Below are 21,605 nucleotides of genomic sequence, written 5' to 3'. Positions count from 1 at the left end.
GCCTGGGGTTACTTTTGAGACATGGACAGCGCGATCGAGGTCCTGGGCTTTCTCATCGGGGTCTCCGGTGGCCTGTTCCTGCTCATCGTCCTGCTTGTGACGATGCCCGGCAGGATGCGCGACAGGGCCGCGAGGAGCACATCAGCGGGTGCGGTCTGGCTGGGGGGACCGTTCGGTAGCGAGCGCGGGGTCAGCGATGCCGTCCTGGTGCTGACGGAGCGGCGTCCGAGCCTGCCTGCGGCGCCTGAGGCAGACTGGGTCTCGCTCGCGGAGACCGCCGAGCCGGGGCGGCACACCGGTGGAGCGTCGGCGGCCTGGTGAGGCCCGGCGAGGGCCGGCGAAGGCGAGGTACGGAGATGCTGACCCTGACCTCGACAGAGGGGGACGACGTCCGCGGGGCCCTGCGCACCGCGGAGCGGCTCACCGGACTGCGCTTCGCCGCCTACCTCGGGCCGGCGATCGGCCCGCGCCGTCACTTCTCGGAGCGGCTGCACGCCGCGCTGGGAGAGGAGGCCGACAGGGCGGTGCTCGTCTTCGTGGACCATCACGGGAGGGCGCTGGAGATCGTCACAGGTCCGCGGGCCAGGGTGTGGCTGCCCGACGCCGAATGCCGCGCGGCCGCGCTGTCGATGGCCGCGATCCTCGGTCTGGGCGACCTGGTGGGCGGGGTGGTCACCGGAGTCCTGCTGCTGGCGGACCGGGCGGTGCGGCGCGGATGATCCGTTCGCGCTGAGCGAAGATGATTTTCCCGGATAATCGGCTCGTGCTGAGGATCAGGTGGGACGCGCTGCTGGGTCGCTCTTCCAGGGGGTTCACGGCGGCGCGGGAGCCTGACATGATCATCGGCTACGTGCAGGAGGCATTCGCCGATGTCCGGGCGAGGGTCCGCAGGGAGGATGAGACGGCGGTCATCCTGCTGGTCACGACGGGCGCGGCAGCCGGTGCCGTCGTCGTCGGGCTGCTGAACGGGTACTGGAGGCCCGGTGAGCTGTCCAGCAAGATCGAATGGCTCTGGTGGACCGGTATGTTCTTCTGGCTGATGGGGATCCTCATGCTCGTCGGAGCCCTCTACCGCCGTACCGCGAGGCTGGCGGGCAGGACGCTGGAGAGACGCCGGTTCTATCCCGGGGGGTTCGGCGGCGAGGTACGGCCGGGATCGAGGCCCGGCGACAGGGTCGACCTGCTCGTCCTGGAGATCAGGAGGCTCAGCGCCGTCGGAGACGCCAAGCAGCGCTACATCCGCCGGGGCGTCTGGCTGATGCTGTTCTCCATCACCTGCTGCGCGCTGTCGGTGTTCGTCAGCCGGTTGCTCTGATCCGCCCCGCCATCAGCGCCGGCTCAGGGCCGGCTCAGGGCCGGCTCAGGGCCGGCTCAGGGCCGGCTCAGGGCCGGCTCAGGGCCGGCTCAGGACTGGAGAAGCCGCACCAGGTGGCTGCTGATGTCCGTCAGCAGCGTCGAGGGCGTCACCGGGGCGCTCGCGACGGCGGAGAACAGGGCCGGCAGCCCCGGCAGGGGGAAGCCGTCGTCACCGGACGCCTCGGCGCCCACCTCGTTCTTGGCCAGGATGGTCCGGCTGCGCTCCCAGGCCTCGATGACCTCCTCGGGAGAGGGCACGCCGAACCCGTGACCCACCGGAGCGGCGTGCCGCAGCCGCACCAGCGGGGTCTCGGCGAAGGCCAGCGCCACACCGGCACGCAGGGCGAGGTCGTCGCGGCGGTCCGCTCGCACCCAGTCCATCGCGGTGCAGGGGTTGCGGCAGCCGGCCACACAGGTGGCCAGCGCCCCGGCGACCTGGCTGTGCTGGCGGTCGAAGTAGGCGCGCCACCCCTCGGCGGGCTCTCCCGCCACGCGCAGTGTCCGGTTGACCGCCGACTGCTCGGCCTTCGTGTGATCGCACTCGCGGTCGCCGATCACCCCGAACCTGCTGTCCGGCGCGGTCAGGCCCTCCGGCCAGCGCGCGGGATCACCGGCGTTGCCGAGTACCGGCTCGAATGCGAGCAGCGGGAGATACTCGCTGGCGATGTGGATGGCGGCGACCATGGGGCTCAGCTCGCGACGGTGCCACCTGACCGCGATGACCTCCAGCAGCAGCCCGTACGCGGGCCGCAGCGACTCCAGCGCGCCGCGTGGCTGCTCGCGGGGTGTCTGCGGCATCGTGCAGGCCCGGGCCCGCCGCCGCAGGTCACTCGGTACGGCTCGCGCCTCGGCGGCGAAGTCCTCCGCGTCGAGCGCGAGCAGCCGCTGGCCGAACTCGCACGCCGCCTCGATGTCGCCCGCCTTCTCCACGACACCGGAGGCGAGGGCTCCGACATCACCGAAGGCGTACCTCCTGGCCAGGGAGATGAGCAGATCACGTGCCGATTCCACGGGGTTGCCCTCTCTTGACTTCGCTTTCCGGGGCCGGACCCGGCGAGATCTCGATGACCGGACGGAGCCGGACATGGGGTGTTTCTTGCGGTTGACACCTATCTCTACCAGCGTTCGCCCCGAGGTGCTCAGGGCCGCCTGGCCTCAGCGGCCCGTGACGGCGCACCGGAGGGACACCCCTCGCCCGTCCTGGCGAGGGGTGTCCCTCCGGTCTCAGCGGCGAGGTCAGCCCGTGGAGGCGTCCTTGGCCTGGGCGCGCAGGGCGCGGCCGATACCGTCGGCGCCCTCGAGCAGCAGGCGCCGCAGGGCGTGCGGCGGCTGGTCGGCCGAGATGAAGTCCTGGGTCCTGGCGACCGTCCCGGGGGAGATGACCAGAGCCGGGTAGCAGCCGTTGGCGAAGTTCTGAGCGCTGTCGGAGGTCCAGGACTTCCAGATCCTGCCGATCTCCTCGAAGTACTTCGCCGCGTACGGCTCCAGCAGCTCCGGGTGGCGCGAGTCCATGAAGCCGACGATCGTCGAGCGGAGCAGCGCGCCGCTCAGCTTGCCCTCGATGATCGCGGCCCAGGCGTTCGCCTTGCCCTGGGCCGTCGGGATCGAGGCGCGGGAGAGCGCGGCGGAACGCTCGCCCGTCGCGGTGGCGTCGCGCAGCAGCTCCTGAGCGATGTCCTCCTCGCCGAGCAGGCCGCCGGAGACCAGGGCGCCGGTCAGCGTCCAGCGCAGGTCGGTGTCGACGGTGAGGCCGTCGAGCACGGTCTCACCGTCCAGCAGCCCCTTCAGGAACGCCAGGTCCTCGGTGGAGGTGGCGGTGGCCGCCAGCGCGTTCAGGTAGGCGAGCTGGTAGTCGGAGCCGGGCTCGGCACCGATGACCAGGTCGCGCAGCGCGGAGGCCAGCCGGGCCATGCCCTCCTCGCGCCAGGCGGGGTCGGCGTACTGCTGGAGGGCCAGGCGGGTCTGGCGGAGCACGGTCTGGGCGACCGTGATGTCGGTGATCGACTTGATCCCGGAGACGGCCAGGGCGAGATAGTCGCGGGCGGCCATCTCGGCGTCGCGGGTCATGTCCCAGGCGGCCGACCAGCACAGCGCACGGGGCAGGGAGTCGGTGAACTTGCCGATGCCGCCGTTCACCACGGTCTGCAGCGACCGCTCGTCGAGCCTGACCTTGGCGTAGGTCAGGTCGTCGTCGTTGATCAGGATCAGGTCCGGCTGTACCTCGCCGACCAGTTCGGCCACCGCGGTGCGCGCGCCGACCACGTCCAGCTCGACTCGCCTCACCCGGACCAGCCTGTCGTCCCGCAGGGAGTACAGGCCGATGGCCACGCGGTGCGAGCGCAGCGTCGGGTAGTCGGCGGGGGCCTCCTGGAGCACGTCGAACTCGGTGAAACGGCCCTCGGGGTCGGTGGTGAACGACGGGCGCAGCGTGTTGACCCAGGAGGTCTCCAGCCACTCCTTCGACCAGGAGGACAGGTCGCGCCCCGAGGTGCGCTCCAGCGCGCCGAGCAGGTCCGCGAGCGTGGTGTTGCCCCAGGCGTGCTCGCGGAAGTAGTCGCGTACCCCGGCCAGGAAGTTGTCCAGCCCCACGTAGGCGACGAGCTGCTTGAGGACCGAGGCGCCCTTGGCGTACGTGATCCCGTCGAAGTTGACCTCGACCGCGTGCATGTCGACGATGTCGGCGGCGATCGGGTGGGTCGAGGGCAGCTGGTCCTGACGGTAGGCCCAGGACTTCTCGACGTTGGCGAAGGTGGTCCAGGCGCCCTGGCCCCAGCGGGTGGCCTCGGCCTGGCAGAGCACCGAGGCGTAGGTGGCGAACGACTCGTTCAGCCACAGGTCGTCCCACCAGCGCATGGTGACCAGGTCACCGAACCACATGTGCGCCATCTCGTGCAGGATCGTCTCGGCGCGGCGCTCGATCATCGCGTCGGTGACGCGCGAACGGAAGACGTAGTCCTCCAGGAAGGTCACGCAGCCCGCGTTCTCCATCGCCCCGGCGTTGAACTCGGGGACGAAGAGCTGGTCGTACTTCCCGAACGGGTAGCGGACGCCGAAGATCTCGTGGAAGAAGTCGAAGCCCTGCCTGGTCACCTCGAAGAGGTTCTCCGGGTCGAGGTGCTCGGCGAGCGAGGCCCGGCAGTACAGGCCCAGCGGGATGCCGTCGTGCTCGGAGGTCACCTTGTGGTACGGCCCGGCGCACAGCGCGGTGATGTAGGTCGACATCACCGGGGTGGGCGGGAAGTGCCAGCGCTTGGCCGCCTGGAGCGCACCGTGCTTGCCATGGTGCTCCGCCAGTTCCTCGGCCGAGTCGGGCGCCGCGTTGGAGATGACCTCCCAGTGGGACGGCGCGAGCACGGTCAGCTCGAAGGTGGCCTTCAGGTCGGGCTGGTCGAAGCACGCGTACATCCGGTGCGCGTCGGCCGTCTCGAACTGGCTGTACAGATAGACGCTCTTGTCGACCGGATCGACGAAGCGGTGCAGGCCCTCGCCGGTGCGGGTGTAGGAACAGTCGGCGTCCACGCGCAGCTCGTTGGTCTCGGCCAGACCCGGCAGCGGCAGCCGCCCGGTCTCCAGGTCATAGCCGCTCACGTCCAGCTCGACGCCGTTCAGGACCGCCTTGCGCACCTTCGCGCCGGCCAGGTCGACGAACGTCTCGGCACCCGGGCGGGTGCTGGTGAAGCGGACCGTGGTGACGCTCTCGAAGCGCTCCTCACCCTCGGTCAGGTCGAGCTCCACCGCATAGGACTGCACACTGAGCAGCCGTGCGCGCTCGCGCGCCTCATCACGGGTCAGATTGCCTGCCACTACCGCTCCCTCTTCACAACTTCCCCCGCTCCGTTGCTAGGGGGTGACTGAATCCTGCCATGTAAGGCCGCGACGCGCGGCGTTGGCACAACCTGTGGGCTGATCATTAAATTTGAGATTAAAGCCACGTGTAAAGGTATTAATCCACCCATGGAATAGGGAACTCGGCTGTCCGGGTTGTCGCTGTCGACGAAACCTTACGATCAGGAAGCCGAGAAGATGACTGAGCGAACCCCCGTTGACCTCTGGTTTGACCCCTTCTGCCCGTTCGCGTGGATGACCTCTCGCTGGCTGCTGGAAGTGGAGAAGGTGCGGCCGATCGAGCCGCGCTGGCACATCATGAGCCTCAACGTGCTGAACGAGGACAAGGAGATCCCCGACAGCTACCGCGAGATGATCGCCAAGGCCATCGGCCCGGTCCGAGTGGTCACCGCGGTGCAGGAGAAGTACGACTCCGAGACGGTGGGCCGCCTCTACACCGAGCTTGGCACCCGTTTTCACAACCAGGGCAGGGTCAAGGAGCTCGACACGCTCCGCGAGACCGTCGAGGAGGCCCTGGAGGCCGCCGGGCTCGACCGCACGTTCGCCGACGCGATGGACTCGACGGAGTTCGACGAGGCACTGCGCGCCTCGCACAACGACGGCATCGACCGGGTCGGCCAGGAGGTCGGCACCCCGGTGATCTCGGTCGAGGGCGTCGCCTTCTTCGGCCCGGTCATCTCGCCCGCGCCCAAGGGCGAGGACGCGGGCAAGCTCTGGGACGGGGTACGGCTGGTCGCGGCCACCGACGGCTTCTTCGAGCTCAAGCGGTCCAGGGACCGGCGTCCGATCTTCGACTGATCCGCGGGCTCCGTCCTTTCCCCGGGCCCGCCGGGCGTGACCGCGGCGGGCCGGGGCCGAGCACGTCCGGCCTCCCCGGAGCCGTGGTCCGCCGGGCCGGTGGAATCGCGGTTGTGTCCCCGTACAACGATGATCTCTGTGTGATCGCGGTACCCGCCGCACCCTCGCGAAACAGGGGCACGCGCGCAAAGATGAGGGGCATGCGTCACCTTTATCTGGATGGAGCCTGGCAGCCCTCCGCGTCGGGCGAGAGCATTGACGTGATCAACCCGGCGACCGAGGAGCTGATCGACAGGGTGCCCGCCGGGACGCCCGCCGACGTCGAGGTCGCCGTGGCCGCCGCCCGCGAGGCCTTCCCCTCCTGGTCGGCGACGGCCCCCGCCGAGCGAGGCCGGATCCTCGCCGCCGCCGCCGGGCTGATACGAGAACGCTCCGACCAGATAGCCAGGATCATCGCCACGGACATGGGCGCGCCGTACGGCGTGGCGATGAGGGTGCAGACGCTGATGCCGGCCGGGGTGCTGGCCTCCTACGCCCAGCTGGCCGAGACCTACGACTTCGAGGGCGGGCAGGTCGGCAACTCCCGCGTCTTCAGGGAGCCGGCCGGGGTGGTCGCCGCCATCACCCCCTGGAACTACCCCCTCCATCAGGTCGTCTGCAAGGTGGGCGCCGCGCTCGCCGCGGGCTGCACCGTCGTGCTGAAGCCCAGCGAGGTGGCTCCGCTGGCGGCCTTCGCGCTCGCCGGGATCTTCGACGAGGTCGGGTTGCCCGCCGGGGTCTTCAACATGCTCAGCGGTTACGGCCCGGTGGTGGGGGAGTCCCTGGTCACCCACCCGGAGGTGGACATGGTGTCGTTCACCGGTTCCACCGGGGCCGGGCGCCGGGTCGCCTCGCTCGCGGCCGAGACGATCAAGCGGGTGGCCCTGGAGCTCGGTGGCAAGTCCGCCAGCCTGGTCCTGCCGGACGCGGACCTTCCGGCGGCGGCCAAGGCGACGGTGGCCAACGCCTTCCTCAACTCCGGCCAGACCTGCTCCGCCTGGACCCGCATGATCGTCCACCGGGACCAGTACGACGAGGTGGTCCGTCTCGTCGTCGACGCCGCGCGGAAGTACACGGTCGGCGATCCCTTCGACGAGGCGACCAGGCTCGGCCCGCTCGTGTCGGCGGCCCAGCGTGACCGGGTGATCCGCTACATCAACCGAGGCCAGGAGGAAGGTGCCCGGCTGGTCACCGGAGGCACCGACCGGCCGATGGAGCGCGGTTTCTACGTGGAGCCCACGGTGTTCGCCGGGGTGGAGCCGGGGATGGTGATCGAGCAGGAGGAGATCTTCGGCCCGGTCCTCACGATCATTCCCTACACCCGGGGTGAGGACGAGGCCGTCGCCATCGCCAACGGCACCCCGTACGGCCTGGCCGGTGCGGTGTGGGCGGGTGGCGAGCAGCGCGCGGTCGAGGTCGCACGACGGCTGCGCACCGGCCAGGTGGCGATCAACGGCGGTCAGTTCAATCCGAGAGCCCCCTTCGGCGGCTACAAGCAGTCGGGCCTCGGCCGCGAACTGGGCGAGTTCGGCCTTGAGGAGTATCTGGAGATCAAGGCGATCCAGCTCTGAGGGCGCCGGGCGCGGCTGTCCGCGCCCGGCCGGCCCCGCCGGATCAGGGCGCCTGGAGCAGGACCTTCCTGGCGGCGTCCTTGGCCAGCCGGTCCACGTAGAGCATGCCGTCGAGGTGGTCGGTCTCGTGCTGGAAGCAGCGTGCCAGCAGGCCGCGGGCCCTGAGCCGGATCGGCCGCCCCAGCCGGTCCAGGCCGCTTACCGTCACGCCGGCGGCCCGGGGCGTTCTGGCGTAGAGCGGGGTGCCGGTCTCGCGGCTGGGAACGGACAGGCAGCCCTCCTCGTCGAGGACCTCGGAGTCGTCGTCCACGGTCAGCTCAGGGTTGATCACGTGCCCCTTGCGGTTGCTGCAGTCGTAGACGAAGATCCTTTTCGACACGCCGATCTGCGGGCCCGCCAGGCCGACGCCCTGCGCGGCGTACATCACGTCGAACATCTCGTCGATCATGCGCCGCAGGTCGCGGTCGAACTCGGTGATCGGCTCGGCGGGCGTGCGCAGGACGGGGTCACCGACCACTCGGATGTCACGCATGTGGAGTTCTCTCTTGTAAGGGTTAGGTGAGCATAGGGACTATTACTCTAGCCGGGGCCGGGTAAAGCCGCCCGCGCACACCTGCGAAACTGGGTGGGTGCGTGTCTACATCGGTGCCGACCATGCCGGCTATGAGCTCAAAAACCACATCGTCTCCTGGTTGAAGGAGCACGGCCACGATGTCGTGGACTGCGGCCCCTTCGTCTACGACGCGGAGGACGACTACCCGCCGTTCGTGCTGCGCGCGGCCCAGGGCGTCGTGGACGACCCGGGCAGCCTGGGAGTCGTCATCGGTGGCTCGGGCAACGGCGAGCAGATCGCGGCCAACAAGGTGCGCGGCATCCGCGCCGCCCTGGCCTGGAGCGAGGAGACCGCCAGGCTCGCCCGCGAGCACAACAACGCCAACGTCGTCAGCGTCGGCGCGCGGATGCACCCGGAGGAGGAGGCGACCCGGTTCGTCGAGGTCTTCCTCAACACCTCGTACTCCGGGGCCGAGCGCCACAACCGCCGGATCGCACAGCTCACCTCGTACGAGACCATCGGCCAGCTCCCGCCGCTGCCGTAGTCCTCACCGCCTGCGCGTGGGCTCCTTGCGGGGCGTCTCGTCGCGCAGCGGGCGGCGGTCCGCGCTGTCCTGCTGCTCCTGTGTCGGGCGCGAGACATCTCGCGCCCGCATCGCGGTGATCGCGTTGATCTGCAAGCTCTGCAGTGCCATGCCGCAACCATAACCCGCCCGGCCCGTCCGGGCGGGTCCACTCCGGGCCCGGCCTGATCGGCGGGCCGGGCGGCCGTGGCCGTGGTCAGAAGATCATGCCGCCCCAGGGGGCGGAATCCCACGACATCGCGGTGGACAGCTCCCGCAGGGCCCCCGCGCGCGACTCGCGTACCACCCCCGCCGCCAGCAGGGCCGCCAGCGGGCGCCCGCCCAGGTAGGCCGCGCCCAGCACGGAGACCGGCAGTGCCAGGTCGGCCGGATCGTCGCAGGGCACGCAGCGGGCGGCGGAGGTGTCGGCGGTCAGCCGCCAGCGGCGCGCGTTCCATGGGCAGACGTCGTCCTCGACGTCGATCACCACGTCCACGGGTGCGGAGTAGCGGCGGGCCGGAAGGGCCCGCTCGACGTCCACGACGCGGATCCACAGCTCGTCCAGCCAGCGCGCGTGGAGCATCCGGGGTTCGGCCAGCAGGTGCATCAGCGGGTCGTCCGAGGGACGGTTCCTGGCGGTGACGTGCGAGACCAGGTCGCGGTCCAGGACGTGCCGCCAGAGCAGTGCGTAGGCGGCGGGATCGAGACCGAACAGCTCCTTGATCTGCAGTTCGCCGTCGGGGACGTCATCCTCGGTCCAGCTCTGCCTGATCCTGAAGAGCGCGTAGCCCCGCGGACCGGTGTCGTCCTCGACGATCACGGCGCGCAGCGGTCCGGCGCCGCCCTGGTCGGCCTCGTGGTCGCTCAGCGCCGTGTCCCAGCGCCCGGGTGTGCGGGCGTACAGTCCCGGACGCTCGCCGAGCACCGACTCGTGGACCTTCTCGAAGGTGGCCCTGGCGTCCTCGGGCCTGACGACGCGCAGCCGCAGGCCCGGATCGACGGGGGCGTGCCGGGTGAAGGCCGCCTTCGCCGTGGGGATCCGGAAGACCAGGCTGTCCGCGGCCCTGCCGTAGCCGTAACGTCCGTAGATCGCGGCCTCGGAGGCGTAGAGCGCGGCGACCGCCTCACCCCGCTCGTGCAGGTCGGACAGCTGGCGGGTCATCAGCGAGGAGAGGACACCCCGGCGGCGATGGGAGGGCAGCACGCCGACGGCGGTGATGCCGCCGACCGGGATCGGGCCGCCGGGCACGGTCATGGTGAAACTGCACACCGCCGTGGTGCCCACGAGCAGATCGCCGTCGAACACTCCGAGCGAGCGGTCGAACTCGGTGACACCTCTGTACAGCTCCGCCCGGTGCGGGAGGACGGGAGCGCCGAACGCCTCCTCGTCGACGGTTATCCAACCTGACCACTCGGCTTCGGTGATCGGACGCAGGCTAAGAGTCATTTTTCACACGGTAGATGGGACAAACAGTTCCGGCCAGCTAATATCCGCGCTTAGTGATCAAGGCATTGGTCAAGTTGGCTGCCCAAATGGGGGATAGCCAGATACAGTCAGGCGCATCATGAGTTCCCGTCCGGTGCCGCTGCTTCCCCCGGCGCTCCGTGCGTTCCTGGTCCGCATCCCGCTTCTCGTCCCCATCGTGCGTCTGCTGCGCCGGGGCCCTCTGGCACGCGACAGAAACCTGCTCATCACGCTGATCCTGCTGACCCTGTTGATCGGTGTGCTGGCCGCGAGGGTCTCCATGGAGTGGTTCTCCCCGGCGCTCATGATCCCGATCACCCTGGTGGCCGGGCTTCAGCTCCGGCTGAACAGCCTTGTCAAGCTGCTGTGCGCGGTCGCGGCCTCGCTGATCTACGTGGCCGTGGTGCGAGGGGTGGACTACATCGGCCCCGGCCTGCTGGTCACCTTCGGTTTCACCGCCGTGCTGGCCGCGCTGATGGCCCGTACCCGGGGCAAGCTCGGCGTGCAGGGCCTGCGCGGCGACGCGATGCTGCTGGAACTGCGCGACCGTCTCAAGAGCCAGAGCGACCTGCCCTCGCTGCCCAAGGAGTGGGGCTCCAAGGTGGTGCTCAAGCAGGCCGGAGGATCCTCCTTCGGCGGTGACTTCCTGGTCTCCATCCGCGAGGGCGACACGATGGAGCTCGCCCTGGTCGACGTGTCGGGCAAGGGCGTCGACGCGGGCACCCGGGCACTGCTGCTGTCGGGCACCTTCGGCGGGCTGCTCGGCTCGGTCGACGACTTCCTGCCCGCCTGTAACACCTACCTGCACCGCCAGCGCGAGGCCGAGGGCTTCGTCACCGCGGTCCACCTGCGGCTCAACCTCGCGACGGGCGAGTACGTCATCACCTCGGCCGGTCATCCCCCGGTGGTCAAGTACGAGTCGGGCGCGGGAACGTGGCGGGTCTCCACGGCCAAGGGCGTCGTCCTCGGCGTCGTGCCCGACCTGCACTGCGAGGCGGACCAGGGGATGCTCCGCAAGGGCGACGCGCTCATGCTCTACACCGACGGCCTGATCGAGCAGCCGGGGCGCGACATCGACGCGGGCCTCGACCGCCTGCTGGGAGAGGCCGAGCGTCTGGTGCCCTCCGGGTTCCGCGATGGTGCCCGTAACCTGGTCACCTCCATGTCGGCGGGGCACAACGACGACTGCGCCCTCATCCTCATCTGGCGCCCCTGAGGTGTGAGAGGCGTCAGAGCCAGCCGGAGTCGGCGGCGATGCGCACGGCGTCGAGACGGTTGCGGGCCTGGGTCTTGCACATGATCCGCGACAGGTGGTTGCGGACCGTTCCCACGGAGAGGAACAGCTGGTCGGCGACCTCGCCGGACCTGGCGCCCCGCGCGACCAGCCGGAGCACGTCGAGCTCCCGGCGGGTCAGGGGGTTGTCCGCCGACCTCAGGGCCGCCACCGCGAGTTCGGAGTCGACCGCGCGGCGGCCGGCCGCGACCCGGCGGACGCCGTCGGCCAGCTGCCCGGGGTCGGCCTCCAGGCTCATGAAACCGAGCGCGTGGGCGGCGAAGGCGCGGCGGACCTGGCCCGGGTTCGGGGCGCGGGAGAGCAGCAGGACACTGCAGCGGGGAGCCTCCTCGTGCAGCCGGAGGGCGGTGGTGAAACCGTCGGCCCCCGGCAGGTCGAGGTCGATGACCGCGGCCTCGGGCGCGTGCCGCAGAACGGCGGGGACGACCTCCTCGCCGTCGGCCACGTCGGCCACCACCCGCATGTCGCTCTCGCCCTCCAGCGAGGCCACCAGCCCGCGCCGTATCAGGGGTAGGTGTTCGGCGACCAAAATTCCGATCAAAACGCTCCTATCTCTCGTCCTCACCATCATCAAAGAGTGATTGTGTGATCGCTTAATGTCAATGAAATGTGGCCGATCGGCAAAGTGCCCGAACGTGACCCGATGAGGAACGGGGCCGTGAAGGCCGGATACTTCGGCTAATCTCTTATGGGGCATTGTCGGTGAAACCGCGATGGGAGTATGAACCTGTGAGCTGGCTCTCCGTGGTCGGAGTCGTTGTGTTCCTCGTGGGACTGATGGTGTCGATCGGGCTGCACGAGATCGGCCACCTGGTGCCGGCCAAGCTGTTCGGCGTCAAGGTCACCCAGTACATGGTCGGTTTCGGCCCGACGATGTGGTCGCGCCGCAAGGGCGAGACCGAGTACGGGATCAAGTGGCTCCCGCTCGGCGGCTACATCCGGATGATCGGCATGCTGCCGCCCCGGCCCACCGACGCCCCGGGCAAGGTGCGCTCGGTCTCCACCGGGCCGTGGCAGGGCCTGATCGAGAACGCGCGTGACGTGGCCCTGGAGGACGTGCAGCCGGGCGACGAGAACCGGGTGTTCTACCGCAAGCCCTGGTGGCAGAAGGTCATCATCATGTCCGGCGGTCCGGCGATGAACTTCGTGCTGGCGTTCATCCTGTTCGGCGTCGTGCTCATGGGGTTCGGCATCCCCGTGCAGAAGACCGAGATCGCCTCGATCCCGCAGTGCGTGAAGACCGCGGCCGACTACGCCAAGAACCAGGAGTGCACCGCGGCCGACAGGCCCAGCCCGGCCAGCGTGGCGGGGCTGAGGCCGGGGGACGTCATCGTGGCCGTGGCGGGCCGGCCCGCCGCGAGCTGGGACGCCGCGACACGGGCCATCCGCGACCACGGCGCGGGGCCGATCGCGATCGGTATCAGGCGCGGGGGGCAGGAGTTGACCGTCAACGCCACCCTCATCGCCCAGGACCGCGAGTCGCTCGACGAGCCCGGCAAGATCGAAAAGGGTGTCGGATACCTCGGGGTCAGCCCGAAGATCGCCATAGAGCAGCAGAGCTTCGGTGCCGTGACCGAGCACATGTGGGACCTCACCTCGGCCACCGCCTCCGCGCTGCTCAGGTTCCCCGAGAAGATGGTGGGCGTCTGGAACGCCGCCTTCTCCGGTGACGAGCGTGACAAGAACGGCCCGATCGGCGTCATCGGCGTCAGCCGCATCGGCGGTGAGATCGCCGCCTCCGCGATCCCGCTGGAGAACAAGATCGTCGTCTTCATCAACCTGCTGGCGGGCTTCAACCTGGCGATCGGCCTGTTCAACCTGATCCCGCTGCTCCCGCTGGACGGCGGCCACATCGCCGGTGGCCTCTGGGAGGGTCTCAAGCGCGGCTTCGCGCGCGTCGCCCGCCGCCCCACCCCCGGCCACGTCGACATCGCCAAGGCGCTTCCGCTCACGTACGCGATCGCCTTCCTGATGGTCATCATGGCGGGCCTGCTGATGTACGCCGATCTGGTCAACCCGGTCCGCCTGGCCGGCTGACCGTCTTCTGCCGGGGGCGCCCGTCACCCCCCGCAGGCGTTAGGGTGGCGCCGTGAACGAGGGGACGCCCGGAGCGGTGATCGATGTGGCCCTGTTTCGGCTCCGCCGGATCTGGTCGCGGCCACTGCGCGCGCGCAGGGCCGAAGAGCCGCAGCGGCCGGTGCACATGTCGAACGTCATGGTCGTGCACGCCGTGCACAAGCTGAGCCTGGACGTGCCCGAGGTGACCGTGGGTGCCGTGGCCGAGCAGTTGGACGTCGATCCCTCCACCGCCAGCAGGCTGGTCAACGACGCGATCGGCGCGGGGCTCGTGGAGCGCGAGGAGTCGGCCGTGGACGCCAGGCGGGCCAGGCTCGTGCTGAGCGAGCGGGGCCGCCGCGTGCTGGAGGTGGTGGTCCGCCACCGGCGCACCTACCTGGACGGCCTGATGGCCGACTGGGACGAGCAGGACCGTGAGGTCTTCGCCCGGCTCCTGGCCCGTTTCGCCGATGCCGCCGTCGCCCGCCCGGCGAGCCCGGCCAACCTCGACCGGCTGATCGCCGAGACGCTGGCGGAGACCCCCGCCCCCACCTGAGCCGCCCGCTGCCGGTCCGCCTGGTTTCCGGCAGGCCCTGCCTACTCCCCGGCGACCCCGTCGATCCGCTCGCGGATGATGTCGGCGTGGCCGTTGTGCCGGGCGTACTCCTCGATCATGTGGACGAGGATCCAGCGCAGCGACACGTCATGGCCGTGGCGTTGCGCCTTGCCCACGGTGTCGATGGGGAGTCCGGCGGACACCTCGCGAGAGTGGGCGATCTCCTCCCGCCAGCGGGCGAAGGCCTGCTCCGCCGTGGTCGTCTCCAGAGTGTCGAAGTCGCCGTCGGGATCGTCGTCGGAATAGTAGAACGGGCCGATGTCCTCACCGTTGAGGACGTTGCGGAACCAGTTGCGCTCGACCTCGGTCATGTGGCGGACCAGACCCAGCAGGGAGAGCGTGGACGGCTCGGCGGAGCGCAGGCGAAGCTGCTCGTCCGACAGCCCGGCGCATTTCACCGCCAGGGTCTCCCGGTGCCAGTCCAGCCAGGAGTGCAGCATGGTGCTCTCGTCGGCGATGAAGGGGGTGTCAACGCGCGTGTCGGTCATGGGGCCGATCCTTTCGCCGCAGGTGGCCGTTGTCATGAGTTTTTCGCAGCCCGGCGGGCGCACGCCGGGTCCGCGAAGGTGCCGGCGACGAGTCGTGACGAGGGGGAGGGCTTGTCCCGGATGTAATCGTTTAATCGTAAGGTGACTCCGGTGAAGGCGATCGGGGGATACGAGCTCAGGCGTGAGCTGGGCCGGGGCGGTATGGGCGTGGTGCACCTCGCCACCACCCCGACCGGTGGCCTGGCCGCGGTGAAGGTGATCCACCCGGAGCTGGCCGGCGACCCGGCCTTCCGGCGGCGCTTCGACCGCGAGGTCACGGCGGCGCGCAGCGTGGCCAGGTTCTGCACCGCTCCCGTGCTCGACGCCGGGATCGAGGAAGGTGCCGCCTACCTCGTCACGGAGTACGTGAGGGGACCCGACCTGGCGCAGGCCGTACGCGAGCAGGGGCCGCTGACCGGCGCCAACCTGGAGGCGCTCGCGGTCGGGATCGCCACGGCGCTGCACGCCATCCACGGGGCGGGGGTGATCCATCGCGATCTCAAGCCGTCGAACGTGCTGCTGTCGCCGCTCGGCCCGCGCGTGATCGACTTCGGTATCGCCCAGCTTGTCGACCACCAGAGCCTGACCAGCCAGACGATCATGGGTACGCCCGCCTTCATGGCCCCCGAGCAGGTGCGCGGCGAGCCGCTGACGCCCGCGATCGACGTCTACGCGTGGGGCGGGGTGATCGCGTTCGCCGGCACGGGACGGTTGCCGTTCGGCGGCGGCCCGCCGCCGGAGGTCCTCTACCGGATCCTCAACGAGGGGCCGAATCTCGACGGCCTCGACGAACGCATGCGCGCCGTCGTCGAGCGGGCCATGGCCAGGGATCCCGCGCGGCGGCCGAGCGCCCAGCAGTTGCTGGACGAGCTGATCGGCGGCCGGCCGACCCCGGCGGCGGCAAGCCAGGTGGTCGAGCGGGCCTGGGCCGTCACCGGTGCGCCGGGCGCCCCTGAGGGACCGGTCACACCAGAGAAACGGCCCGGAAGGAGCACCCGGCGGTGGCCGTGGCTCGCGGGCGCCGCCGCGCTCGTGGCGCTCCTGGCAGGCGGATGGACCGCCTACGCCGGCCTCGGCGCACCGGCGCTGCCCTACCACGCGGACTTCGCCGAATCCTGGGCCGTCGGCGCGTCCGACGGTGGCAGGGCCGAGCAGGACGGTGTGTCCTACCTGCTGACCGCGAACCCCGGCTGGCGGCTGTGGAAGTCGGCGCCCTTCTCCGCCGAGCCCGCCGAGGGCATCGTGGTCAGCTCCAAGATCCGGCTGGAGCGGGGCTCGGGGGAGTTCGGCGTCTGGTGCCACGGCGACGCGAGTACCGGTGACCGCTACGACTTCGCGGTCACCGGTTCGGGCAGCGCCTCGATCACCAAACGGCACGGTGGGCGGAGCACGGTCCTGCACGGGCCCGTACGGGTGAAGAAGTCAGCCGACAACCGGATCGTCGCCCAGTGCGAGCAGCAGGGGGACCGGGTCGCCCTGAGCATGTGGCTCAACGACGAACTGGTGAGCGAGGCCGCCGACACGCGGAACCCCTACGGCCCGGGGGACACCGGCGTCTACGCGGCGCCGGACACGGCCGAGCCCGTCCAGGTCAGGTTCCGCTCGTTCGAGCTTCGCCCGGCGAAGGGCTGAAGCGGTGCGGTTCGGCGTGCTGGGACCGCTGCGGGTCCTTGACGGCGACCGTGACCTCACGCCCGGACCCGCCAAGCACCGGGCGCTGCTGGCCGCGCTGCTGCTGCGGCGAGGGCGGGTGCTGACCGTCGACCGGTTGATCGCCGAGGTGTGGGGCGAGGAGCCGCCGGCTTCGGCCGAGCCGGTGCTGCGGGTGTACGTGAGCGCGCTGCGCAAGGTGGTGGACGGGATCCGGACCGTGCCCGGAGGCTATCTCCTCGACGTCGACCCCGACCAGGTGGACGCGCACAGGTTCGAGCGCCTGGTGAGCGCCGGCAGGCGGGCCAGGGACGCGGGCAGGATCGCCGAGGCGGCCGACGAGCTGCGCGCCGCCCTGGCGCTCTGGCGGGGACCCGCGCTGGCCGGCATCGACTCGGGGCCGCTGCGGCTGGCCTATGCCGTACCGCTGGAGGAGTTGCGGCTCACCGCGCTCGAAGAGCGCGTCGAGCTGGACCTGGCGCTCGGCCGCGGTGCGGAGCTGACCGGGGAACTGCGCGCGCTCGTGGCCGCGTACCCGCTGCGGGAGCGGGCATGGGGGCAGCTCATGCTGGCGCTCAACCAGGCGGGACGCAGGCCGGAGGCGCTGAGCGCCTATCAGGAGGCGCGGCGGCTGCTGGTCGACGAGCTCGGCCTGGAACCCGGTGCCGAGCTGCGGGAGGCGCACGAGCGGGTACTGGCCAAGGACGCGTCTCCGAGAGCCGTGCCGAACGAGATGCCGCCGGACGTCGTCGATTTCGCCGGGCGAGAGCGCGTGCTGGACTGGATCCGCGGGGCGGTGCCCACGGCCGGTGGCGCGCCCGTCCACCTGGTGCTGCACGGCCCGGCGGGAGCGGGTAAGTCCGCGATGGCGATTCACGCGGCCACCGCGCTCGATTTCCCCGACGGACGGCTTTACGCCTCGCTCAGGGCCAGGACGCCGGGCGCGGTGCTGGAGGACCTGCTGCGCTCGCTCGGCTGCCCGCAGGGGGCCGTGCCCGCCGAGCCGGCCGAGCGGGCCCGTCTCTACCGCAGCATGGTGAGCGGGCGGCGGCTGCTGGTGGTGCTGGACGACGCGGTCGACGAGGCACAGGTGCGCCCGCTGCTGCCCACCGGGCCCGGCTGCCTGACGCTGGTGACCAGCCGCTCGCCGCTGCTCGGCCTGGAGGCGGCGCGCGCCTGCGAGCTTGACGTGTTCGATCCCGGCGAGTCCGTGGCGATGCTGGCCAGGGTGGTGGGCGAGCAGCGCGTGCGGGCCGAGCCGCAGGCGGCGGCGCGGATCGCGGCGCTGTGCGGCGGGCTGCCGCTGGCGCTCAGGATCGCCGGGTCCAGGCTGGCGCGGCGGCCGGACTGGACGCTGAAGCACCTGGCGGGACGACTTGAGGACGAGCGCGGCCGCCTTGACGAGCTCAGCGCGGGCGATCTGGCCGTACGGAGCAGCCTGGCGCTCGGCTACCACGCGCTCTCGGATCGGGAACGCCTGCTGCTGCGCCGCCTCGGTGCGCTGTCCGCGCCCGACTTCGCCCCGTGGGCGGCCTCGGCGGTCCTCGGCGCGCCCGCCGACCGGTTGCTGGAGGCGCTGGCCGAGGCGGGCCTGCTGCAGGTGCGCGGGCTCGACGCGACCGGCCAGGAAAGATACGGCTGGCACGATCTGACCAGGCTTTATGCCGCCGAGCGCCTGGAGGGGGAGGAGGGCGAGCCCGGGCAGGTCCTCGCCGTGGCCGGACAGGAGATCCTTGACCGCACCCGGCGGGCCAGGGCACTGCTCCTGCCCGCGGAGCCGGGCTCGGGCCAGACCCTGGCCCATACGGCGGAGCAGGTCATGGCCCTTGCGACCACGCAGTTCAGGGAGTCGGCCCGCTGGCTGGCCGCCGAGCGGGGGTTCCTGGTCGCGACGGTCGCCGACTTCCAGCGGACCGGCCTGGACGAGGCGGCCTGGCGGCTGGCCTTCTACCTGACGCCCTTCTTCGAACTCGGCGCGCACCACGAGGACTGGCACACGGCCGCGGAGATCGGCCTGCGGGCCGCGCGGCGGATGGGCCACCGCCACGGCGAGGCGCTGCTGTTGCGGTCCACGGCAGACCTGCACCGGGTGCGGGGCCACCTGGTGGCGGCGGCCGAGGCCCTCCAGCGGGCGCTTCCGCTGGCGGAGGCGGGAGAGGTGGCACGTACCCGGCACCGGCTCGGCCTGGTCCATCTTGCCAGGGGGCGGACGCAGGAGGCGGAGGCGTGTTTTGTGGCCTGCCTGACCGCGTTCTCGGCCGCGGGCGACCAGCGCGGCAGGGCCGATGCGTTGCGCGCCCTCGGCGGGTTGCGGCGTGCGGAGGACCTGCTCGTCAGGAGCCTCGCGGCCTATCGCGAGCTGGGTGATCCGCGCGGCGAGGCGGCCGTCTCGCTCGACCTCGCCGGGCTCCATCTGGACCAGCGGCGCCCCGTCGAGGCGCGTGAGCGGGCCGAACGCGGTCTCGGTCTGCTCAGACGGCTGGGGGATCGGCTGCCCGAGGCCGCGGGGCTGGTGATTCTGGCCAGGGTGGCCATGGCGGAGGGCCGGCCCGACGTCGCCCGCGGGGCCGCGGAGGAGGCGCTCGGTACGTTCCGCGAGCACGCGGACCGCAGGGGTGCCGCGCAGGCGCTACTGACCCTGGCCGCAGCTCTTTTGGACCTTGATGAGATAGATGGTGCAGTTGGTGCGATAACAAGCTCTATGGGAGAGTTTGACGTTCTCGGCGACCGGCATGGCCTCGCCGGGGCAGAAGAACTCGCCGGCGAGGTACGGCGCCGCCGCGGCCTGCGCCTTTAGCGCACTATGCGGATCCTGAAGGTGTCCTGCCTACGGTCGGGTTCGATTCGATCCATGACGGCTAGAGGTGGGACGCGTTGAGAAGAGGAATCACACCGGCGGTGGCCGCGTCCGTGCTGGCGATCGTGCTGGCCGGTTGCGGGGTGCTTCCCGGGCAGCAGCGCGGCGGTGGCGGCGAGGAGAAGCAGGCCACCGGCTCCACCGAGCCCGTCGAATCCGCTGACTCCGCTGAGCCTTCCGGGTCCGCCGAGCCTTCCGAAGCCGCTGGGGCCGCCGAGCAGCAGGCCGCGCCCGCCGAGCAGGGCGAGGTGATCGCCGATAGGGAGGTCAAAGCCGGTGGTGCCGACCTGACCGTGCAGATCACCGGCCTCAAGCGGCAGGGCCGGCTCTCCACGCTGACCTGGACGGTCACCAACAAGGGCGACGAGCGCTGGCAGATGAACAGCGACATGGGGGACACCCCCGGTGGCCTCGGCCTGACCGTGGCGGGGATCAGCCTGGTCGACCCGGTCAACGGCAAGCGGTACACCGTCGCGCGCACGGGCAAGTACCCCAGGGCCAAGTGCCTGTGCTCCGACTACGACGTGTTCACCGAGCCGGGCGAGGTGCTGCCGCTGCACGCCACGTTCGCCGCCCCGCCGCCGGACGTCACGAAGATCAATGTGGACCTCAAGGTGCTGGGCGTGTTCACCGATGTCCCGATCTCCTGAGCGTCTCGCGGTCCTCGCGCTCGCGCTCACCCTGGTGGCGGGCCCGGCCGCGGTCGCGTGGGCGGATCCGGAGGACGCCGTGGCCGGGGTGGAGGACATCGTCGCCCCCGTCGAGGACGTCATCGCCGAGGTGGAGTCGCTCGACGGCGCCGAGAGCGAGTCCAAGCAGGGTGATCAGGTCACCGTGGCGCTCACCAGCGACGTGCTGTTCGCGCTTGACAGGGCCGCGCTGACGCCGCAGGCGCGACAGCGGCTGCGGCGGGTCGCCGAGCGGCTCCAGGCCGACTCCGCGGGCGGGATGGTCAGGATCGAGGGGCACACCGACGACCAGGGGACCGACGCCTACAACGACGCGCTGTCCCTGCGGCGGGCGCGGGCCGTGCGGCAGGTCCTTGCGCAGCAGCTGTCACACGTGACCTTTCAGGCCGTGGGTTTCGGCGAGAGACGGCCCAGGGTGCCCAACGCCGTCCAGGGACGGCCGGTGAAGGAGAACCAGGCGAAGAACCGGCGGGTGGAGATCGTCTTCGACGCCAAGCGGTGATCCGAGCCCTGTCCGGCGTATCGGTGCGCCGGTGCGTCGAGACCCGATCCGTCACGGCGGCCGGTCTGTGGCTCGGGGCGGGACGTCGGGCAAAGGAACGGAGGGGACCGCGTCCGACCCCGTTTCCTTCCCGGTGTTCTCCCCGGCATGGGTGGCCAAGCACACCGGGGCGTGCTTGGCCACCCATGCCGGGGAGAACCGGACCGGCTCGGCCCGGCCGGACCTCCGCGAGCCCTGCGGTCAGGCGAGAGCGACGCCCCGCGGCTCGGAGCGCTGGTACGTCGAGATCTGATCCGTCATAAGCCCACGTACCGCCAGGGGAAGGTCACTTGCTGAAACCGGCCGTCAGGCCGCTGAGCAGCTGACGGCGGCCGACCACGTACAGGATCAGGAGGGGGAGCGTGGTCAGCACGACGGAGGCGAGTACGGCGGGCACGTTCACGCTGTACTGCCCCTGGAAGGTCCACAGCGCGAGCGGCAGCGTGCGCTTGTCGGGGCTCTGGGTGAGGATCAGCGGCAGCAGGAATCCGTTCCAGATCGTCAGCGCGTTGTAGATCGTCACCGTCACCACGGCCGGCAGGGTGAGCGGTAGGGCCAGGCGCCAGAGCGTCGTCATCTCGCCCGCGCCGTCCAGCCGCATCGACTCGAACAGCTCTTTGGGCACGTCACGGATGAAGTTGGCCAAGACCAGCACCGACAGCGGGATCGCGAAGGCGATGGACGGGAGGATCAGCGCCGCCAGCGAGTCGTAGAGGCGCAGCCGGATGATGATCAGGTAGATCGGGATGATGGTCGCCTGCAGCGGGATGGCCAGCCCCATGAGAAAGAGCGAGTTCACCCCGCGTAGGAAGCGGTGGGCGCCGCCCCGGACGATCGCGTACGCCGCCATGAACGCGACCGTGACCGCCGGGACGACCGCGCCGACGGTCACGATGAGGCTGTTGAGGAAGTACAGCGGGAAGTCGGACTCGATGACCATCCTGTAGTTGCCGAGGGTCGGCTCGGTAGGCGGAGCCAGCGGGTTGGTGGCGTAGTAGGTGCTCTGCGCCTTGAAGCTGGTGATGAGGATCCAGTAGATCGGCACGATCACGATCGCCAGCCACAGCCAGCCCGCGGCCCCGCCCAGCCAGTTGGGGCGTTCGCCGCCCGGACGCGGTCGGCGCCGGCGCGGTTCCGTTTCGGCCGCCGGGGTCCGCTTGAGCCCGGTCGTGTGGGTCAAGCCCAT

At 70.7% G+C, this 21,605-nt stretch carries 21 protein-coding genes; 13 read left to right on the top strand and 8 right to left on the bottom strand.

Translation table 11 applies throughout. The features are described 5' to 3' along the window. Positions 1-21 precede the first annotated feature (21 nt). Genes ABT061_RS44455 through ABT061_RS44445 form a run of 3 tightly spaced genes read left to right on the top strand, consistent with a single transcriptional unit; the run spans position 22 to position 1,315 of the window. Positions 22-321: a hypothetical protein gene (locus ABT061_RS44455; RefSeq protein ID WP_350929726.1), complete on the top strand. Its 300-nt coding sequence runs from the start codon at positions 22-24 to the stop codon at positions 319-321. A 35-nt stretch (positions 322-356) separates the two neighbouring features. Beyond that, positions 357-719, top strand: coding sequence for a hypothetical protein (locus ABT061_RS44450; protein ID WP_350929725.1), 363 nt, complete (start codon positions 357-359; stop codon positions 717-719). 44 nt (positions 720-763) lie between these two features. Continuing rightward, positions 764-1,315, top strand: coding sequence for a Pycsar system effector family protein (locus ABT061_RS44445; RefSeq protein WP_350929724.1), 552 nt, complete (start codon positions 764-766; stop codon positions 1,313-1,315). 89 nt (positions 1,316-1,404) lie between these two features. Here ABT061_RS44445 and ABT061_RS44440 read toward each other — a convergent pair whose 3' ends face one another. Both ABT061_RS44440 and pepN read right to left on the bottom strand, forming a co-directional pair. Further along, a complete protein-coding gene (locus tag ABT061_RS44440) occupies positions 1,405-2,367 on the bottom strand; it encodes a hypothetical protein (protein WP_350929723.1) in 963 nt (320 codons plus the stop codon). 225 nt (positions 2,368-2,592) lie between these two features. Continuing rightward, positions 2,593-5,160 carry an aminopeptidase N gene (pepN, locus tag ABT061_RS44435; RefSeq protein WP_350929722.1) on the bottom strand — a complete coding sequence of 856 codons (2,568 nt, stop codon included), beginning with the start codon at positions 5,158-5,160 and terminating at the stop codon, positions 2,593-2,595. Between the two features lie 219 nt (positions 5,161-5,379). Between pepN and ABT061_RS44430 the strand changes: the two genes are divergently transcribed. Both ABT061_RS44430 and ABT061_RS44425 read left to right on the top strand, forming a co-directional pair. Continuing rightward, complete coding sequence (locus tag ABT061_RS44430; protein WP_350929721.1) at positions 5,380-6,000, top strand: mycothiol-dependent nitroreductase Rv2466c family protein; 621 nt, start codon at positions 5,380-5,382, stop codon at positions 5,998-6,000. A gap of 200 nt (positions 6,001-6,200) precedes the next feature. Next, complete coding sequence (locus ABT061_RS44425; RefSeq protein ID WP_350929720.1) at positions 6,201-7,610, top strand: aldehyde dehydrogenase family protein; 1,410 nt, start codon at positions 6,201-6,203, stop codon at positions 7,608-7,610. Between the two features lie 43 nt (positions 7,611-7,653). Here the strand turns inward: ABT061_RS44425 and def are convergent, their stop codons facing one another. Next, on the bottom strand, positions 7,654-8,142 hold the full coding sequence (gene def / locus ABT061_RS44420; protein WP_350929719.1) for a peptide deformylase: 489 nt from the start codon (positions 8,140-8,142) through the stop codon (positions 7,654-7,656). 97 nt (positions 8,143-8,239) lie between these two features. Between def and ABT061_RS44415 the strand changes: the two genes are divergently transcribed. Further along, positions 8,240-8,707, top strand: a complete 468-nt coding sequence (locus ABT061_RS44415) for a ribose-5-phosphate isomerase (RefSeq protein ID WP_350929718.1) — start codon at positions 8,240-8,242, stop codon at positions 8,705-8,707. Positions 8,708-8,710: 3 nt separating this feature from the next. Here the strand turns inward: ABT061_RS44415 and ABT061_RS44410 are convergent, their stop codons facing one another. Both ABT061_RS44410 and ABT061_RS44405 read right to left on the bottom strand, forming a co-directional pair. Then, on the bottom strand, positions 8,711-8,857 hold the full coding sequence (locus ABT061_RS44410; protein WP_350929717.1) for a hypothetical protein: 147 nt from the start codon (positions 8,855-8,857) through the stop codon (positions 8,711-8,713). An 85-nt stretch (positions 8,858-8,942) separates the two neighbouring features. Then, positions 8,943-10,172, bottom strand: coding sequence for a GNAT family N-acetyltransferase (locus ABT061_RS44405; RefSeq protein ID WP_350929716.1), 1,230 nt, complete (start codon positions 10,170-10,172; stop codon positions 8,943-8,945). Between the two features lie 118 nt (positions 10,173-10,290). Between ABT061_RS44405 and ABT061_RS44400 the strand changes: the two genes are divergently transcribed. Beyond that, positions 10,291-11,406 carry a PP2C family protein-serine/threonine phosphatase gene (locus ABT061_RS44400; RefSeq protein WP_350929715.1) on the top strand — a complete coding sequence of 372 codons (1,116 nt, stop codon included), beginning with the start codon at positions 10,291-10,293 and terminating at the stop codon, positions 11,404-11,406. Positions 11,407-11,419: 13 nt separating this feature from the next. Here ABT061_RS44400 and ABT061_RS44395 read toward each other — a convergent pair whose 3' ends face one another. After that, positions 11,420-12,025 (bottom strand): LuxR C-terminal-related transcriptional regulator, encoded by a 606-nt coding sequence (locus tag ABT061_RS44395; RefSeq protein WP_350929714.1) that lies wholly within the window; start codon positions 12,023-12,025, stop codon positions 11,420-11,422. 188 nt (positions 12,026-12,213) lie between these two features. On the opposite strand from ABT061_RS44395, the gene ABT061_RS44390 reads away from it, so the two are divergent. After that, positions 12,214-13,521: a M50 family metallopeptidase gene (locus ABT061_RS44390; protein ID WP_350929713.1), complete on the top strand. Its 1,308-nt coding sequence runs from the start codon at positions 12,214-12,216 to the stop codon at positions 13,519-13,521. 52 nt (positions 13,522-13,573) lie between these two features. Next, positions 13,574-14,095 (top strand): MarR family winged helix-turn-helix transcriptional regulator, encoded by a 522-nt coding sequence (locus tag ABT061_RS44385; protein WP_350929712.1) that lies wholly within the window; start codon positions 13,574-13,576, stop codon positions 14,093-14,095. Positions 14,096-14,136: 41 nt separating this feature from the next. On the opposite strand, the gene ABT061_RS44380 is transcribed toward ABT061_RS44385, so the two are convergent. After that, positions 14,137-14,643 carry a DinB family protein gene (locus ABT061_RS44380; RefSeq protein ID WP_350929711.1) on the bottom strand — a complete coding sequence of 169 codons (507 nt, stop codon included), beginning with the start codon at positions 14,641-14,643 and terminating at the stop codon, positions 14,137-14,139. A 150-nt stretch (positions 14,644-14,793) separates the two neighbouring features. On the opposite strand from ABT061_RS44380, the gene ABT061_RS44375 reads away from it, so the two are divergent. The 4 genes from ABT061_RS44375 (at position 14,794) to ABT061_RS44360 (ending at position 20,380) form a co-directional block, all read left to right on the top strand. Beyond that, entirely contained in the window at positions 14,794-16,314 is a 1,521-nt protein-coding gene (locus ABT061_RS44375) for a serine/threonine-protein kinase (RefSeq protein WP_350929710.1), read from the top strand. 4 nt (positions 16,315-16,318) lie between these two features. Next, the gene (locus ABT061_RS44370; protein ID WP_350929709.1) at positions 16,319-19,129 is read left to right on the top strand and encodes an AfsR/SARP family transcriptional regulator; all 2,811 of its coding nucleotides are present in this window, start codon (positions 16,319-16,321) and stop codon (positions 19,127-19,129) included. Positions 19,130-19,206: 77 nt separating this feature from the next. Further along, entirely contained in the window at positions 19,207-19,839 is a 633-nt protein-coding gene (locus tag ABT061_RS44365; RefSeq protein WP_350929708.1) for a hypothetical protein, read from the top strand. Then, a complete protein-coding gene (locus ABT061_RS44360) occupies positions 19,823-20,380 on the top strand; it encodes an OmpA family protein (protein WP_350929707.1) in 558 nt (185 codons plus the stop codon). Before ABT061_RS44365 ends, ABT061_RS44360 begins: the two co-directional genes overlap by 17 nt. A gap of 325 nt (positions 20,381-20,705) precedes the next feature. Here ABT061_RS44360 and ABT061_RS44355 read toward each other — a convergent pair whose 3' ends face one another. Next, a complete protein-coding gene (locus tag ABT061_RS44355; protein ID WP_350929706.1) occupies positions 20,706-21,605 on the bottom strand; it encodes a carbohydrate ABC transporter permease in 900 nt (299 codons plus the stop codon).

Origin of the sequence: Streptosporangium sp. NPDC002544 (genome assembly GCF_040295965.1) — a bacterium.
Taxonomy (GTDB): domain Bacteria; phylum Actinomycetota; class Actinomycetes; order Streptosporangiales; family Streptosporangiaceae; genus Streptosporangium.
This window is presented reverse-complemented; position numbering and strand designations above follow the sequence as displayed.